Genomic DNA, 16,368 nt, shown 5'->3' on the forward strand with positions numbered 1-16,368 from the left:
TGTTTTGTTCTATTTGTTTGCATTTAAATATATAGATTAATGTAAATGGTGATATGGTGAATATTAACATTCGGTTAACACCTAATTAACAATCTATCAAAACTGACTTAATAAATGCGTAATATAGTAAAGGTAACAAAATAACTAGGGTAGAGAACATTTGAGAACACCCACTTACATATAATGTGCCACTTTCTTAGGTGTGCTCTATTCCCTAGAGTTCAAATAAGGAGAAAGGCGTTCTATGTAAGTAGGTGTTTTTAGTTTGGATAAAAATAGAACAGTTAGGTGGAATAAATGTTTAAAGAACCTTATATTGCGATGATAAAGGATTGGAAAGGATACAAAGCATACAAAAAATTGCCGAAAACAGTTTTTCTTATGACTGGTTCAATGTTGGAATTACCAGAGCGTGTATATGAATTGCAGAAACATGGACATGATGTATTTCTTCATTGTGATTTTATACAAGGTTTAAATACGAATACAGAGGAAGCGCTTTTGTATATTCAAGATGTTATCGGGGCACAAGGTATTATTTCAACAAAGGGTTCGACAATTCGAAATGCTAATAAAATTGGATTGAAAACAATTCAACGTATTTTTATTGTAGATACTTTATCTCTTACTAAATCAATTGAAAATTGTAAAACGACTAGACCAAATGCAGTAGAGATTATGCCGGGGATTATGCCTTCTATAATTAAACAGCTAGTAGAGGAAATAGAGTTTCCTATTATTGCAGGCGGGTTGATTCAAACGCGAGAAGATGCGGAAATTGCAATTCGTGCAGGAGCAAGTGCGATTTCAACAAGTCATTATGAAGTATGGATACATGAAGAAAAAAGGAGTGCAACTTTGTGATTGAATTGAAAAATGTTTCAAAGGTATATAAAAATGCAGAAGAGACAGCGGTTAAAGGCGTATCGGTTCATATTAAGAAGGGCGAATTTTTTGTTTTAGTTGGACCTTCGGGATGCGGGAAAAGCACATTATTACGAATGATCGCTGGCTTAGAAGAGATTTCTTCGGGAGATTTAATTATTAATGAACGTGTTGCAAATGATCTAGAGCCGAAAGACCGTAATCTATCAATGGTATTTCAAAATTATGCATTATATCCACACTTATCTGTAGAAGAAAATATTTTATTTGGACTTAAGGTAAGAAAAGTACAAAAAGAAGAGCGACAAAAGCGACTAATGGAAGCTATTGAAATGGTAGGACTGAAAGAGTATGTGAAAATGAAACCAGGTCAATTATCAGGCGGACAAAGACAGCGTGTTGCGCTTGCTAGGGCGATCGTGAGTCAAGCACCAATCTGTTTAATGGATGAACCACTTTCGAATTTAGATGCGAAATTACGTGCGCAAATGAGAATTGAAATTAGAGAAATTCAGCAGCGATTAGGAATTACGATGATTTACGTTACCCACGATCAAATAGAAGCGATGACTATGGGAGATCGTATCATGGTTTTAAATAAAGGAAGTATACAGCAAGTTGGAACACCACTTGACATATATAACGAACCAGCAAACGAATTTGTTGCAAGCTTTATAGGTTCTCCTTCTATGAATATAAATGATGGAGAAGTGGATAAAGAAAAAGGTGTATTACATATAGGGAAATTGCAAATTCCATTATCTATTGGACAGTTAAAGCAATTACCAGAAGGAATAATTCGTATAGGCATGCGTCCTGAGCATATTGCACTGTCTGAGGAAGGGCAAGAAGTGACGCTGCAATCTGTAGAAGTATTAGGGAATGAATCTATATTAAACTTTGCGGTAAATGGAACAACTTGGAGTGCGAAAGTCATCGGACAGTTACTCTTGAACAAAGGTGACAAAGTAAAATTATTATTCTCACAAGAAAAGTTATGCTTCTTTAACGAAAACACGAATGAACGCTTAAAAGTGGTAGCTGAAGAAGAGTTGAAAGTGGTGGCGAAATAATGATCGAAGTAAGTAAGTTACCAGTTCAAACAAAGGTGTCAAAAAAGAAAAAAATATGGGGGAGAACGAAAGATTTAAGAATAGGATTATTGTTTTTGGCGCCATCTATTTTGCTATTTTCGATTTTTCTGTTCTATCCATTGTTTAGGACGATTTATTATAGTTTTTATTTAACCGATATACATGGAGAAGCTAATCTTTTCGTTGGCTTAGAAAATTATCAATATTTATTCTCTGATCCAGCCTTCTACAAAAGTATAAAATCAACTTTATTATTTGTTTTATATACAGTTCCTACGAGTATTATATTTGCTTTGTTTCTTGCATTGATTGCAAATGGAAAGGTAAGAGGTATTGGGTTATTCCGAGTTCTGTTTTCTTCGACGATGGGAATATCAGTAGCTGCTAGTGCAGTGATTTGGCTATTTTTATTTCATCCAAGTGTAGGATTATTTAATAATATATTAGCCTCTATGAACCTTCCTGCAATCGCATGGTTAACGAGTCCGGACTGGGCACTATTCTCTGTATCAGTTACAACAGTTTGGGTGAATACAGGTTTTGCATTTTTAGTTATATTAGGTGGTTTACAAAATATTGATACGTCTTTATATGAGAGTGCATCTATAGATGGTGCTAGTTATTTATATAAGCTTCGCCGTGTTACATTACCGATGCTATCGCCAACTTTATTCTTTATTGTAACAGTAACATTAATTAGTGCGTTCCAAAGCTTTGGACAAATTGATATTTTAACGCACGGTGGACCGAATGATGCAACGAATTTAATTGTGTACTCGATTTACAAAGAGGCGTTTGTGAATCATCAATTTGGAACAGCAAGTGCACAAGCGATGGTATTATTTGTTTTCATTTTCGTTGCTACATTACTTCAATTTAAGTTTGCTGAGAGAAAGGTGCATTATAAATGATTGTTAAACAGTGGAAGCAAAATTTCCTATTATACATGCTGCTCATAATTAGTGCAGTAATGGTATTTTTTCCTGTACTGTATGCGTTTTTAATAAGCTTTATGACACCAGACGATATTCAAATGAGAAGGTTATTTCCGACCCAGTTTACTTTTGATAATTTCATTAATATTTTTCAAAAAGTACCGCTTTTTACATACTTATATAACAGTTTAATTGTATCGACAGTCGTTATGATTGGACAACTTATCGTATCAAGTTTAGCAGCTTATGCTTTTGTTTTTCTTCAGTTTAAAGGGAGAAACTTAATTTTCTTCCTGTTTATTTCAACGATGCTTATTCCGTGGGAAGCAACGATGGTGCCTAACTTTTTAACGATTCAAAACTTTGGCTGGATCAATAGTTTCGCCGGGATGACAGTGCCGTTTTTTGCAACAGCTTTCGGTATTTTCTTGTTACGTCAACATTTTATGACACTCCCGAATGAACTGAAAGAAGCTGCTTTTATTGAAGGGATTGGAAATGTAAGGTTTTTATTTAGCGTTGTAATACCGTATTGTAAAACGAGTTTTATTACGCTTGGAGTATATAGCTTTTTAACAACATGGAATATGTATTTATGGCCACTTTTAGTGACCACTGATGAAAAAGTAAGAACAGTGCAAATCGGTGTGAAGCAGCTTCAGTCTCAAGAAGTTGCAACTGATTGGGGAAGCGTAATGGCCGGTGTTACGGTTATCGTTATTCCAACATTGATTTTACTATTTTTAGGGCAAAAGCAATTACAACAAGGATTAACAAAAGGTGCAATTAAATAACTAAGAGAAGGTGAGCTTAAAATGAGTTTAGTAAAAAAAGGTGCTGCTCTATTAATGGCAGCAACAATGGCATTATCTAGTGCCGCTTGTTCAAATAGTAAAACAGAGGTAAAACCTGAAGCGCAGGCAAAAGTAGCACCAGTTGAAAAAAATGGTGATAAAACTGTAATTCGGTTCTGGCATGCGATGGGTGGAAAAACACAAGGGGTACTAGATGGTCTTGTTGCAGACTATAATAAGTCACAAAATAAATACGAGATAAAGGCAGAGTTCCAAGGAACATATGAAGAGTCTTTAACAAAATTTAGAACGATGTCTGCAACGAAAGAAGCACCAGCTCTTGTTCAATCGAGTGAAATTACAACGAAATATATGATTGATAGCAAAAAAATCACACCAATTGATAGCTGGATAAAAAAAGATAAGTACGATACGTCAAAATTAGAAAAAGCAATTACAAATTATTATTCAGTTGATGGAAAAATGTATTCTATGCCATTTAATTCATCTACACCAGTATTAATTTATAATAAAGATGCTTTTGCAAAGGCGGGCTTAGATCCAGAGAAAGCTCCGAAAACATATGCGGAATTACAAGAAGCAGCGAAAAAGTTAACGATTAAAGAAGGCGGAAATGTAAAACAATATGGATTCTCCATGCTTAACTACGGTTGGTTCTTTGAAGAATTGTTAGCGACACAAGGTGCTTTATATGTAGATAACGAAAACGGCCGTAAAGATGCTGCAAAGAAGGCGGTATTTAACGGTAAAGAAGGACAGAAAGTATTTGGAATGTTAGATGATTTAAATAAAGCTGGCGCACTTGGAAAGTATGGAGCAAGTTGGGATGATATTCGTGCTGCGTTCCAGTCTGGACAAGTTGCTATGTATTTAGATTCTTCAGCAGGTGTTCGTGATTTAATTGATGCATCTAAGTTTAATGTAGGTGTTTCATATATTCCATATCCAGAGGATTCGAAACAAAATGGTGTTGTCATTGGAGGCGCATCATTATGGATGACGAATATGGTTTCAGAAGAAACGCAACAAGGTGCTTGGGACTTTATGAAATATTTAACGAAGCCAGACGTACAAGCAAAATGGCATACGGCAACAGGTTATTTCTCAATTAATCCAGATGCATATAATGAGCCATTAGTAAAAGAGCAATATGAAAAATATCCACAGTTAAAAGTAACAGTAGATCAACTGCAAGCGACAAAGCAATCTCCAGCAACACAAGGTGCTTTAATTAGCGTATTCTCAGAATCACGAGATGCAGTTGTAAAAGCATTAGAAGGAATGTATGACGGGAAGAATAGTAAAGAAGCGTTAGATGAAGCTGCCAAAGCAACAGATAGAGCAATTAGCATTTCAGCTCGTACGAGTCAAAAATAAGAGAAAGCCGTATCCTTAAAAGGGATACGGCTTTCTCTATAGGAAGATAAGGGATCAAAGAAATGATGAAGTCTTATCTCTTTTATATGAGTAAAGGGTCTAGAGTGAATGTTGTCCTTTTCATTATTTATTTAACTCCATTGCGACTTGTTTACCATTTACGAAAACCTCTACTACCGCTACTATAACTTCCATTACTTTTTTCATCTCTCATCTCTCCTTGTTTTTGTTTCATTTCTTACTCTCAGTATAAGGAAATACAGTAATTACAACTATCGAATTGGATGACAAGAGACTTACATTGTTGTAAGGATAATAGTTTAGTTTGTAATAAAGTGAAACTGTAATCAGTGGGGGGGCTTACTGCCCGTTAATGCGGGATAAATGTGATTCAAGATTAAGATTCGGAATTTTCCGTTGTTTTGAACTATAATTAGAAAGAAGGGGGATAATATGAAAAGAATTCTTGTTATTAGTGATATTCATGGAGAGATAGAAAAGTTCGAACAGTTATTGGAAGAAGCTCAATATGATGCGAAACAGGATCAATTAATCTTACTGGGAGATTATGTAGATCGTGGTCCAAATGCGCGTGCTGTAATTGAAAAGGTAAGAGAATTGAAAGAAGAGGGAGCACTCATTTTAAAAGGAAATCATGAAGATATGATGATTAAAGCGTTAACGACAAATGAGGAACGTTCATGGAACCATTGGGTAAAAAGAAATGGTGGAGATAAGACATTATATAGCTATGGATTTGTAGAAGAAGATATTGCGGTTAATGAGAAAGACTTCTCAAAACCGATTTTACAATCTCGTGTATTAGAGGAACATATAAAGTTTATTCAAGAATTAGATCATTACATTGAAACAGAAGAGTATATATTTGTACATGCTGGGGTTGAGCCGATGAAACGAGTTTCTGAATCTGAACCATATACGTTAATGTGGATCCGTAATGAATTTCATAATGGATATAGCGGTGAAAAGGTTGTTATATTTGGGCATACGGAAACAAAAACGCTTCATGGTAGTGAGGATTGCGGAGTGTATTTTGGTAGTAATCGTATTATTGGAATTGATGGCGGGGCTGTGTATGGTGGTCAGCTAAATTGTTTGGAGTTGCCGAGTAAAAAGGTATATGTAATAAAAAATTGAAAGAGATAAGAGGAATCTTATTTCTTTCAATTTTTTATTAAGGTAAATTTAAGACAAAGCTTTTATAATAAAACTTCAAAATTTTATATAAAGCAAAACTTCAGAAGAAAATAGTTGAAAATGAAATTACGTAATGTAACTACATTCTTTTGTTACGAAGAGAAGAAACGTAATAATAAATAGAATTGAACTATATGATGGAAGGTGACAGTATGCGCTTACTCGTAGTAGAAGATAATGCTTCGTTACTAGAGTCTATCGTACAAATTTTGCGTGATGAATTTGAAGTAGATACAGCAATAAATGGAGAAGATGGATTGTTTTTAGCGCTTCAAAATATATATGATGCAATTTTGCTGGATGTGATGATGCCAGGGATGGACGGATTTGAAGTAATTCAAAAAATACGTGATGAAAAGATTGAAACACCAGTCCTGTTTTTGACAGCGAGAGATTCTTTAGAAGATCGGGTGAAGGGATTGGACTTTGGTGGAGATGACTATATCGTTAAGCCATTTCAGGCCCCTGAATTAAAAGCGAGAATTCGCGCTTTACTACGCAGAAGTGGTAGTTTAACAACGCAGCAAACGATTCGTTATAAAGGGATTGAATTGTTCGGAAAAGATAAAGACGTTCAAGTAGATGGAAAAAGTATTAAGTTGACATTGAAACAATATGAGCTACTAGAGTACCTCATTCAAAATAGCGGGAAGATTTTAATGCGTGAACAAATTTTTGATCGTGTTTGGGGATTTGATTCAGATACGACAGTAGCGATTGTAGAAGTGTATGTGCATCATTTACGTAAAAAATTAGAACCATTCAGTTATCAGAAAGATATTCAAACCGTTCGAGGTATTGGATATATATTAAAAGAACAATGAAAAAGGGAAGTATGTTTCAAAAGACACGCATTCGTTTGACTATAGTGAATTCATTAGTATTTATCCTATTAATAGGTATATTAGGTAGTATTATTTATTCATACACATATAAGCGTATTTATAATGAAGTGGATCAATCTATAAAAATGATGGCTCAGTATAGAGAAAAATTAGATGTTAAAATACCACCAAGAAAACGCATGGAGAATATCCAAATTGGAGATCCGCGAGTAACTAGAATAACTTGGAATGGAAAAATAGTGAAAATAGAGGGCGATAACCGTAAATTCCGTTCTATTTTTGAAGAGAATTTGGAAAAGTTTTCTCCAAAAAATTTAGAGGAGTTACAAGATATTGAAGTACAAGGACGATATTTTAGAGTATTTTCGCTTCAAAAAGATGGAGAAATAGTTCAAATCGTGCGAGATATAACAGCGGAAGAAAGAATGTTAAATACTTTATTTTTAATCCTTGTTATAGGTTGTAGCATAGGAAGCCTCTGTGCGATAGGTATCGGCTTTTTCCTAGCTGGTAGAGCACTCGTACCTATTCAAAATTCATGGGAGAAACAGCAGCAATTCGTTTCTGATGCATCACATGAACTCAGGACACCACTTGCAGTTATTCAATCAAAAACGGATGTTTTATTCCAGTCACCATCCGCTACGATAGAAGAAAAAGCGATGGATATTTCTACAATTTCAAAAGAATGTAGGCGGTTATCGAAACTCGTTAGTAATTTATTATTGCTAGCACGTTCTGATTCTAATCAAATTGAGATGGATAAGAAAACATTTGAACTTGATAAATTGTTAGAAGAAATAGTAGCTCCATATAAGGAGATTGCTTCTTATCAAGAAAAAGAAATGATGCTAAAAGTAGAACGTGGTGTATCTTTTATGGGGGATAGAGAGCGGATTCATCAAATGATGGTCATACTGTTAGATAATGCGATGAAGTATACAAACGAAGGCGGGCATATTCAAATTGATTGCACGCAAACGAGTAGTGCAATTCGTATACAGGTGAAGGATAACGGGATAGGAGTGAAAGAAGAAGATATTCCGAAATTATTTGATCGTTTTTATCAAGGGGATAAAGCAAGAAGTACGTCAGAAGGAGCTGGATTAGGTCTTTCAATCGCAAATTGGATTGTAGAAAAGCATTATGGAAAAATATCAGTAGAGAGCAAATGGGGAGATGGAACTTGCTTTGAAGTGATATTCCCTAAAAATCAAAGAATATAAGTAAGAAGACGATCTTGTTTTTACAAGGTCGTCTTTTTTTAAGATAAAGTTAAGAAACTATTTATATTATGTATGGCATAAAGAAAGTTCGTTACATGAAGAAGAGACTAGGTGTATGTGAGTGAGTTTTATCAATCATAATGTTATCTCAAGCAGCGATGAGATGTATGTATAGTATTAAAAAAATTATGGGAATGATGGAAAAGAAAGTGTAAGAGGGAGGAATTAATTTTGAAAAAGAAAATGATGACGGTATTCACTATTGGAGTAATGAGTTTAAGCATATTAGGGGGTGCCTCTCCTTCTGAAACATCAAAAGGAAAGACAGATTACACACAGCGCAGTAAAGAACAATTAAACAATGGAAAGATACATGCGGTGAATACAGAAGAAAAAGCGGAGAAACTAGGTATTGAAACGGAAGGAAAAGAACAAATTACGCTAGAAAAAGAAATTCATGAAACAGAAGTAGGAAGAGAAGCAGAGCAGTTAGGCATCTCGATTGAAGGAAAAGATGTTGGAACTCTGTCTGAAGAAATCTATGAAACAAAAGTGAAGCAAGAAGCCTTAAAGCTAGGCATATCGATAGAGAATACATCAATTGTAGATTTAATTAATCAAATTAATACGATTAAAATTAAAAATGAAGCGGATAAATTAGGTATTTCAACAAATGGAAAAGAAATCGAAGACATTGCGGAAGAAATCTACGGAACGAAAGTAAGAGAAGAAGCAGGGAAGTTAGACATTTCGCAAAAAGGGAAGGAAATCGAAGAGTTAGCACAAGAAGTGTACGAACAAAAAGTACAGGAAGAAGCAAAAAAATATCATATTGATTTGTACGGTAAAGATATATATCAAGTGTTAAGAGAAATTAATGAACAAAAGGTGCTACAATTGGCAGATGAGCTTAATATAGACAAAGCGAACATGAATATTCAAGAGCTAACAGAAAAAATAAAAAAAAATCAACCTGAGAGAGAAAAAGAACTAAATTTTGTACCAGTGATTCGAACGGATGCTGACGCATTTTATTCTTATTTAACGAACTAAAAAGGGCGTGAGAGTGATACGGAGGTTTAAGTGGTATATATGTATAGCATTACTAGCTATAGCTGTATGGAGTGTATATACAAATGGAATTACAAAGTATGTGGAGAAGTTGACATTCTTCAATATACAAAATGGAAAAGAACCGGAATTTAGTAATAATGATGAAAAGGCCATTTTATCAGGTGTACCATTAATTCAGCAACTACCAGAGCTAGATAGAGGCTGTGAAGTGACAAGCTTAGCGATGATGTTACAATACGCTGGTGTTTCAGTAGATAAGATGACGTTAGCAAATGAAATAAAAAAAGTTAATTTTATAGAAGATGGTGTGCGCGGGAATCCGAATGAAGGATTTGTAGGTAATATTTATACATTCTCTGAATCAGGATACGGTGTATATCATGGGCCACTTTTTCAGTTAGCGGAAAAATATTTACCTAATAAAGCTGTAGACTTAACAGGGAAGAATATAGAAGAAATTTATAAGAGTGTAAAAGCAGGGCAACCTGTAGTCATGATCACAAATGCAACATTTGCACCATTAGATGAAGATGAATTTACTACATGGGAAACAAATAGTGGAGATGTTTCTATTACGTATAATGAACATTGTGTTGTACTTATTGGGTATGATCAGGAATCTGTATATATTCGAGATCCACTTGAGGATAGCTTAGATGTAAAAGTACCGAGAGAAACCTTTGAACAGGCATGGGTACAAATGGGAAGTCAGGCGATTAGTTATGTAAAGAGCGCTAAATAAATTAGGACGAAGATTTTTAGTAATATGACTATAAGGTGAAGGATAAACATTTGAGGATTATAAGAGAAGTTCTATAGAGTAGACGCTGTTAAGAAATAAGAGAACTTTAGCATATATAATGCTAAAGTTCTCTTATTTTTATGATTAAAATACGTATAAGGAATGAATATGCAAAAATGCATAATTGAAGAAAAAATTACATTTTATCATTATATATTGTTTTATATATGTTAATTGTATAAAATGACACAAGTATCCACATTACATAAAGGAGGCTTATTATGCAAAAAATATTTAACTGGGTTAAATGTATGAGTATCAATAAAAAATTAATCATTTCATTTTTTATTATTTTAACTATACCAGGAATTATTATCGGTGGTGTTTCATATCAAACTGCCAAAACAAATTTTGAACATCAAATGACAGATAAAGCAAAGGAGAATATTTCGATTTTAAATACTGTTATTTCTCAAAATATAGAAGAGAAATTTGTTGATGCGACGTACTTTGCAGACATCTTAACAGAGGATACATATCCAAATGGACAAGAAGAAATAGTAAGAACGAAGTTAGCACAATATATAAAGCTTCATCCAGAAGTAGAAGGTATTTATATTGGAACAGAGACGGGAAAGTTTATAAGAGAACCATTTATCCAAATGGCTGATGGGTATAATCCAACAGATAGATCTTGGTATAAAGAAGCACATGAAAATAAAGGGAAAGTAATTGTTACTGCGCCATATCAGTCAGCATCTACAAAAAATATGGTAGTGACAATTGCGAAAGAAGTAAAAGATGGTAAAGGTGTTATAGGAATTAATTTAAACTTAGATAACATCTTAAAAATTTCCAAAATGATTAACATTGGTGAAAAAGGTTATGCAGTTATTTTAGATCAAAATAAGCAAATTGTTAGTCATCCATCTAGAAAACCAGGTGCAAAAGTTACTGATCCTTGGATTAAACCAATTTATGAAGATAAACAAGGAAATGTGTCTTATACAGAACAAGATGATAAAAAGAATTTAATCTTTGCAACAAATGAGAAAACGGGCTGGAAAGTAGTTGGCGTTATGTTCGATGAAGAAATTACCCAAGCTGCCAGTCCAGTGTTTTATAAGACTTTGATTGTCATTGCTATTGCTATTGCATTTGGTAGTGTATTAATTTATTTCATTACAAAGTCTATTACAAGGCCATTACGAAAAATAGCTGAATCGGCATATAAAATTAGTAACGGAGATTTAACAGAGAAAATTACAATCCATTCCAAGGATGACATAGGAAAATTAGGGAATTCATTTAATGAAATGTCTACGTCTTTACAAGATGTTATTACCCAAATTAGCTTTTCAGCAGAACATGTTGCAGCATCGGCAGAAGAGTTAACAGCAAGCGTACAGCAAGCAAATGATGCGACAGACCAAATTACAATTGCAATGGAACAAGTATCAGGTGGGGCCGAATCACAAAGTCAAGGTGTTGAAGAAGGTGCGGCTACATTGCAACAAGTAAATACAGCAATTCAAGATGTAACTGGAAGCGCAGAGTCAATTTCTATTTCCTCATTACATGCGCGAGAAAGAGCAGAAGAGGGAGAAGATTTAGTTGAACAAACCGCAAAACAAATGCAGTCTATTTCTAGATCGGTATCCGAGTCAGATGCTATTATTAAACTTCTTGATGAGAAATCAAAGCAGGTAGGGGCTATTTCTGAAGCAATTCAAAACATCGCTACTCAAACGAACTTATTAGCTTTGAATGCGGCTATTGAAGCAGCAAGAGCAGGTGAACAGGGACGAGGATTTGCTATTGTAGCAGATGAGGTTAGAAAATTAGCAGAGCAATCAGGAGAGTCATCTGGAGAGATTGCAAATTTAATCGCAGAAATTAAGGCGGATATTGAACATACTGTTAAGGCAATGGATAATGTGAATGGAGAAGTTCAACAAGGCCTTGATGTTGTAACAAAAACGAAAGTAAGTTTTACGGAAATTTTAAGTTCTACTACACATATTGTTTCTCAAGTTAATCAAATGGTAGAAACAACGAAGAGAATTGCTGGAGATGCAAATGAAGTGACAAATGCTATTGATGAAATTGCAGCTGCTGCAGAAGAAAATACAGCTAGTATGCAAAGTGTTGCAGCTTCAACAGAAGAACAGGTTAATTCCATGGAAGAAATTAGTTCAGCTTCGCAAAACTTAGCTGAGATGGCCGAAGAACTACAAGCGATGACTAGTAAATTTAAAGTATAATAATAGCAGATAAGTAAGGTGAAAATAATATCACCTTACTTATTTTTCTATTCAGCAATTAGGGGAGTCATTAACGGGATGAACAAAAGAAAAAGACTATGGAATTTGTGGAAAACGATTACATTGTTAGTTTGTACAGTTGTAATTTTTTCTTTACTTGTGACAGATATATTAATTAGTCATAATGTAGAACGGACGACGGAGGATAGCCAAGCAGAGAAAGCAAAAACAATTGCACACATTGTGGCGAATGATTCGATTGTAATCGATGGCTTGGTTGGGAAAGCAGATACCTCTGCAATCCAAACGTATACAAATAGGATATTAAAAAACACAGGTGTTCAATTTATTGTAGTTATGGACATGGATGGAATAAGAAAATCTCATCCAGATCCTCAAAAAATAGGTCATCATTTTATTGGCGGGGATGAAGGGCCTGTATTGAAAGGAAAAGAACATGTATCGTTAGCAGAAGGAACTTTAGGTATTTCCATGCGAGTGTTTGTACCAATATTTTCCGAAACAGGTGAACAACTTGGAGCAGTGGCTGTTGGTATTTCAGCAGATAATGTAAAAGAGAGAGTTAAGGAAAGTAGACATATCATTTATATTGGTGTCGGAGTTGGTGTATTAGTCGGAATTATAGGAGCAATATTGCTAGCTAGACATATAAAGAAAAGCTTATTCGGTCTTGAGCCGCACAGGATAGCAAAAATTCTTGAAGAAAGAAATACGATGCTACAATCTGTAAAGGAAGGTATTATTGCTGTAGATAGAGAGGCTAGAGTAACGTTAATTAATAATGAAGCGAAACGTCTATTTAAAAAAAGCGGACTTGAAGAAGATTTTATCGGTAAAGATGTTGAGTTGTATATGCCAAATTCACGTATAAAAGAAGTATTGCAAACGGGAGAAGTACAATTAAACGAAGAACAAAATATTTACGGAATTACGATTGTGACGAATCGAGTTCCTTTATATGTAAAAGGAGAAATAGTTGGTGCAATTGCAACATTTCGTGATAAAACAGAGATTAGAAAACTAGCAGAGGAACTAACTGGTATTAGACTATATGCAGAAGCATTACGGGCACAATCTCATGAGTTTATGAATAAGATGCATGTCGTATTAGGGCTTACACATATGAAACAGTATGAAGAATTACAGAAGTATATAAGCGGCATGGTATCAGAGCATCAATATGAAATTGGTGGAGTTATGAAAAGAATAAAAAGTCCAGTATTTGCTGGTTTTTTACTAGGTAAGCTCAGTTATGCTAGAGAGAAAAATATAAAATTAATTATAAGTGAAGATTCTTATATGCCGGAAATAGATGATGAAAGTATTGCTCATGAACTTATTACGATTGTCGGAAATTTAATTAATAATGCATTAGAGGCAGTTACGAATTGTGAAAAGAAGCAAGTTGAAGTTAAGATACAACATGGGGATATATTAACTATTACAGTACAAGATACGGGAAAAGGTATACAAGAAAAAGAAATAGAGGAATTATTTACGAAAGGTTATTCCACAAAGGGAGATAACCGCGGTTATGGTTTGTATCTTGTAAGAGAAAGTATACAGCGAATAAATGGGGAAATTCATATTCATTCATTAGTAGGAAAGGGAACAACGATAACAATTGAAATACCTAAAGGTAGGGATGAGAGGCAAATATGATTAAAGTTTTAATTGTAGAAGATGACCCGATGGTAGCAATGTTAAATACGCATTATTTAGAGCAAGTAGGAGGGTTTGAGCTTGTTCAAGCAGTTAACTCAGTAAAGTCGGCGATAGAAATATTAGAGAAATCACGAGTAGATTTAGTATTACTTGATATTTTTATGCCTGAAGAGACTGGGTTTGAGCTTTTAATGTATATCCGGAACCAAGAAAAAGAAATCGATATTATAATGATTTCAGCTGTACATGATATGGGAAGTATTAAAAAAGCATTACAATATGGCGTAGTAGATTATTTAATTAAACCATTTACATTTGAACGATTTAAAGAGGCATTAACTATATATCGAGAAAAACTTACTTTCATGAAAGAACAACAAAAAATTAGTCAATCGGAATTAGATTCGTTAATTTTACAAAAAGAAAAAAGGGAGCCTACTGTCACGAAAGAGCTTCCGAAAGGGTTAACGAAGCAAACGTTGCAATTAATTTGGCAGAAGATCGAGTCGTTGAATGGAAGGGTGTTTACAACAGATGAAATGGCACAATTAGTTGGAATTTCAAGAGTTTCTATTCGAAAATATGTAATGTTTTTGACTGACATTGGGGTGTTAGAAAACGAAATGATGTACCAACATGTGGGAAGACCTGTAAGTAAATTAAGATGTGTTGATCAAAAGAAAATAGAGTTTTACGTATAAGCGACTTAGTATAAGTCGCTTATACTTTTTTTAATTACAAAATCAATTACAAAACTTACAAAAACTATTTTTACTATTGAAAGCGTTTTAATATTGTTATTAAGAAAACGAGGGGGTGCCATATGGGAATTCAAAAGAATGTGGAAGCGGTATCATTTTCTGAAGGAAATGAAGTACAAAGAGAATCTTTCGCTTCTAAAATTATGAATGTAAAAATCGGTGTTATACCTTTACCGTTATATGTAGTATTGGCTGCTATTATTTATGGGGCGTCTGTATATAATAAATTGCCAGCAGATATGATTGGTGGATTTGCAGTTATTATGATCATGGGGATTTTCTTAGGCGATATTGGGATGAGAATTCCAATTTTAAAAAATATCGGCGGTCCAGCAATACTTTCGTTATTTATTCCATCATTACTTGTATTTTTTAACTGGATGAATCCAGCTTCAATGGAAGCTGCGACTATGTTAATGAAAAAATCGAACTTTTTATATTTATATATTTCTTGTTTAGTAGTCGGAAGTATTTTAGGAATGAACCGTAAAGTGTTAGTACAAGGTTTCGTTCGCATGTTTATTCCTTTAGTAGTAGGGACGTTAGCTTCTGTAGCAGTAGGGTTATTGGTCGGTTCATTATTTGGATTTGAAATGAAGCACACATTCTTCTTTATCATCGTACCAATTGTGAGTGGTGGTATCGGGGAAGGGATTTTACCACTGTCGCTAGCTTATAGTGATATTTTAAATGAATCGTCAGCAACGTTTGTATCACAGCTTATTCCAGCAGCTATTATTGGAAATATGTTCGCAATTGTAAGTGCAGGGTATATGAAGCGTTTAGGTGAGAAGAAACCGGAGCTTAGTGGTAACGGTGTATTAGTGAAAACAGACAATCAAGCAGAATTATTAAAAGAACAAAATACAGAGAAGCCAATTGACTTCTCATTAATGGGAGCAGGTTTATTAATTGCGTGTACGTTCTTCATCTTCGGAGGATTTGCTTCTAAGTTCATCGGTATTCCTGGGGCAATCATTATGATTTTCTCAGCAGCACTTGTGAAATACTTTAAATTAATGCCAGCAAAAATGGAGCAAGGAGCATTCCATTTATATAAATTTATTTCGAAGAATTTAACTTGGCCTTTAATGGTTGGATTAGGATTGCTATATATTCCGTTAAAAGACGTAGCAGCAGTTCTTTCAGTAGGATATGTTGTTGTGTGCGCATCGGTTGTTCTTACAATGGTAGCATCAGGTTTTCTTGTAGGGAAAGTGATGAAAATGTATCCAGTTGAATCGGCGATTGTAACTGGATGTCATAGCGGTTTAGGCGGAACTGGAGATGTTGCTATTTTATCGGCTTCAAATCGTATGGAATTAATGCCGTTCGCGCAAATTTCAACTCGTTTAGGCGGGGCGGCAATGGTTGTAACGGCGACAATATTATTAAAAATGTTTTCATGATCAAACAAGCTAGCTATATTCATATAGCTAGCTTGTC

At 34.4% G+C, this 16,368-nt stretch carries 14 protein-coding genes and 1 pseudogene; all 15 read left to right on the top strand.

What is annotated here, in order from left to right:
• The first annotated feature begins 297 nt into the window (after positions 1 to 297).
• The 15 genes and pseudogenes from ACUXVC_RS02895 (at position 298) to ACUXVC_RS02965 (ending at position 16,331) form a co-directional block, all read left to right on the top strand.
• Positions 298 to 864 carry a glycerol-3-phosphate responsive antiterminator gene (locus ACUXVC_RS02895; protein ID WP_064531964.1) on the top strand — a complete coding sequence of 189 codons (567 nt, stop codon included), beginning with the start codon at positions 298 to 300 and terminating at the stop codon, positions 862 to 864.
• Positions 861 to 1,958, top strand: coding sequence for an ABC transporter ATP-binding protein (locus tag ACUXVC_RS02900; RefSeq protein WP_000571382.1), 1,098 nt, complete (start codon positions 861 to 863; stop codon positions 1,956 to 1,958). Before ACUXVC_RS02895 ends, ACUXVC_RS02900 begins: the two co-directional genes overlap by 4 nt.
• Complete coding sequence (locus ACUXVC_RS02905) at positions 1,958 to 2,890, top strand: carbohydrate ABC transporter permease (RefSeq protein ID WP_064531968.1); 933 nt, start codon at positions 1,958 to 1,960, stop codon at positions 2,888 to 2,890. The genes ACUXVC_RS02900 and ACUXVC_RS02905 overlap by 1 nt, the downstream gene beginning before the upstream one ends.
• On the top strand, positions 2,887 to 3,708 hold the full coding sequence (locus tag ACUXVC_RS02910) for a carbohydrate ABC transporter permease (protein WP_000635948.1): 822 nt from the start codon (positions 2,887 to 2,889) through the stop codon (positions 3,706 to 3,708). The genes ACUXVC_RS02905 and ACUXVC_RS02910 overlap by 4 nt, the downstream gene beginning before the upstream one ends.
• A gap of 21 nt (positions 3,709 to 3,729) precedes the next feature.
• Complete coding sequence (locus tag ACUXVC_RS02915; protein ID WP_144465801.1) at positions 3,730 to 5,106, top strand: ABC transporter substrate-binding protein; 1,377 nt, start codon at positions 3,730 to 3,732, stop codon at positions 5,104 to 5,106.
• A gap of 453 nt (positions 5,107 to 5,559) precedes the next feature.
• On the top strand, positions 5,560 to 6,264 hold the full coding sequence (locus ACUXVC_RS02920; protein ID WP_016083591.1) for a metallophosphoesterase family protein: 705 nt from the start codon (positions 5,560 to 5,562) through the stop codon (positions 6,262 to 6,264).
• A 212-nt stretch (positions 6,265 to 6,476) separates the two neighbouring features.
• Positions 6,477 to 7,148 carry a response regulator transcription factor gene (locus ACUXVC_RS02925; RefSeq protein WP_064532092.1) on the top strand — a complete coding sequence of 224 codons (672 nt, stop codon included), beginning with the start codon at positions 6,477 to 6,479 and terminating at the stop codon, positions 7,146 to 7,148.
• Positions 7,145 to 8,395: a sensor histidine kinase gene (locus ACUXVC_RS02930; protein WP_095691439.1), complete on the top strand. Its 1,251-nt coding sequence runs from the start codon at positions 7,145 to 7,147 to the stop codon at positions 8,393 to 8,395. Before ACUXVC_RS02925 ends, ACUXVC_RS02930 begins: the two co-directional genes overlap by 4 nt.
• Before the next feature lie 231 nt (positions 8,396 to 8,626).
• Entirely contained in the window at positions 8,627 to 9,448 is an 822-nt protein-coding gene (locus tag ACUXVC_RS02935) for a transporter (protein WP_095691438.1), read from the top strand.
• Positions 9,449 to 9,461: 13 nt separating this feature from the next.
• Positions 9,462 to 10,211 carry a C39 family peptidase gene (locus tag ACUXVC_RS02940; RefSeq protein WP_372587753.1) on the top strand — a complete coding sequence of 250 codons (750 nt, stop codon included), beginning with the start codon at positions 9,462 to 9,464 and terminating at the stop codon, positions 10,209 to 10,211.
• A 422-nt stretch (positions 10,212 to 10,633) separates the two neighbouring features.
• A pseudogene (locus ACUXVC_RS02945) lies at positions 10,634 to 11,536 on the top strand (cache domain-containing protein); the annotation flags it as partial.
• A gap of 120 nt (positions 11,537 to 11,656) precedes the next feature.
• The gene (locus ACUXVC_RS02950; RefSeq protein WP_432804035.1) at positions 11,657 to 12,475 is read left to right on the top strand and encodes a methyl-accepting chemotaxis protein; all 819 of its coding nucleotides are present in this window, start codon (positions 11,657 to 11,659) and stop codon (positions 12,473 to 12,475) included.
• Positions 12,476 to 12,553: 78 nt separating this feature from the next.
• Positions 12,554 to 14,158, top strand: coding sequence for a sensor histidine kinase (locus ACUXVC_RS02955; RefSeq protein ID WP_048656053.1), 1,605 nt, complete (start codon positions 12,554 to 12,556; stop codon positions 14,156 to 14,158).
• The gene (locus ACUXVC_RS02960; protein ID WP_000598666.1) at positions 14,155 to 14,862 is read left to right on the top strand and encodes a response regulator; all 708 of its coding nucleotides are present in this window, start codon (positions 14,155 to 14,157) and stop codon (positions 14,860 to 14,862) included. The genes ACUXVC_RS02955 and ACUXVC_RS02960 overlap by 4 nt, the downstream gene beginning before the upstream one ends.
• A gap of 122 nt (positions 14,863 to 14,984) precedes the next feature.
• Positions 14,985 to 16,331, top strand: coding sequence for a 2-hydroxycarboxylate transporter family protein (locus tag ACUXVC_RS02965; RefSeq protein ID WP_000512722.1), 1,347 nt, complete (start codon positions 14,985 to 14,987; stop codon positions 16,329 to 16,331).
• Positions 16,332 to 16,368: the final 37 nt, after the last annotated feature.

It is taken from the genome of Bacillus sp. N6, from assembly GCF_052805735.1.

What these genes read in the sequence shown, in the direction of transcription:
- ACUXVC_RS02965 (WP_000512722.1), top strand. Translation starts at nt 14,985, where the DNA reads ATGGGAATTCAAAAGAATGTGGAAGCGGTATCATTTTCTGAAGGAAAT.
- ACUXVC_RS02950 (WP_432804035.1), top strand. Translation starts at nt 11,657, where the DNA reads ATGGAACAAGTATCAGGTGGGGCCGAATCACAAAGTCAAGGTGTTGAA.
- ACUXVC_RS02930 (WP_095691439.1), top strand. Translation starts at nt 7,145, where the DNA reads ATGAAAAAGGGAAGTATGTTTCAAAAGACACGCATTCGTTTGACTATA.
- ACUXVC_RS02910 (WP_000635948.1), top strand. Translation starts at nt 2,887, where the DNA reads ATGATTGTTAAACAGTGGAAGCAAAATTTCCTATTATACATGCTGCTC.
- ACUXVC_RS02955 (WP_048656053.1), top strand. Translation starts at nt 12,554, where the DNA reads ATGAACAAAAGAAAAAGACTATGGAATTTGTGGAAAACGATTACATTG.
- ACUXVC_RS02895 (WP_064531964.1), top strand. Translation starts at nt 298, where the DNA reads ATGTTTAAAGAACCTTATATTGCGATGATAAAGGATTGGAAAGGATAC.
- ACUXVC_RS02915 (WP_144465801.1), top strand. Translation starts at nt 3,730, where the DNA reads ATGAGTTTAGTAAAAAAAGGTGCTGCTCTATTAATGGCAGCAACAATG.
- ACUXVC_RS02925 (WP_064532092.1), top strand. Translation starts at nt 6,477, where the DNA reads ATGCGCTTACTCGTAGTAGAAGATAATGCTTCGTTACTAGAGTCTATC.
- ACUXVC_RS02960 (WP_000598666.1), top strand. Translation starts at nt 14,155, where the DNA reads ATGATTAAAGTTTTAATTGTAGAAGATGACCCGATGGTAGCAATGTTA.
- ACUXVC_RS02920 (WP_016083591.1), top strand. Translation starts at nt 5,560, where the DNA reads ATGAAAAGAATTCTTGTTATTAGTGATATTCATGGAGAGATAGAAAAG.
- ACUXVC_RS02905 (WP_064531968.1), top strand. Translation starts at nt 1,958, where the DNA reads ATGATCGAAGTAAGTAAGTTACCAGTTCAAACAAAGGTGTCAAAAAAG.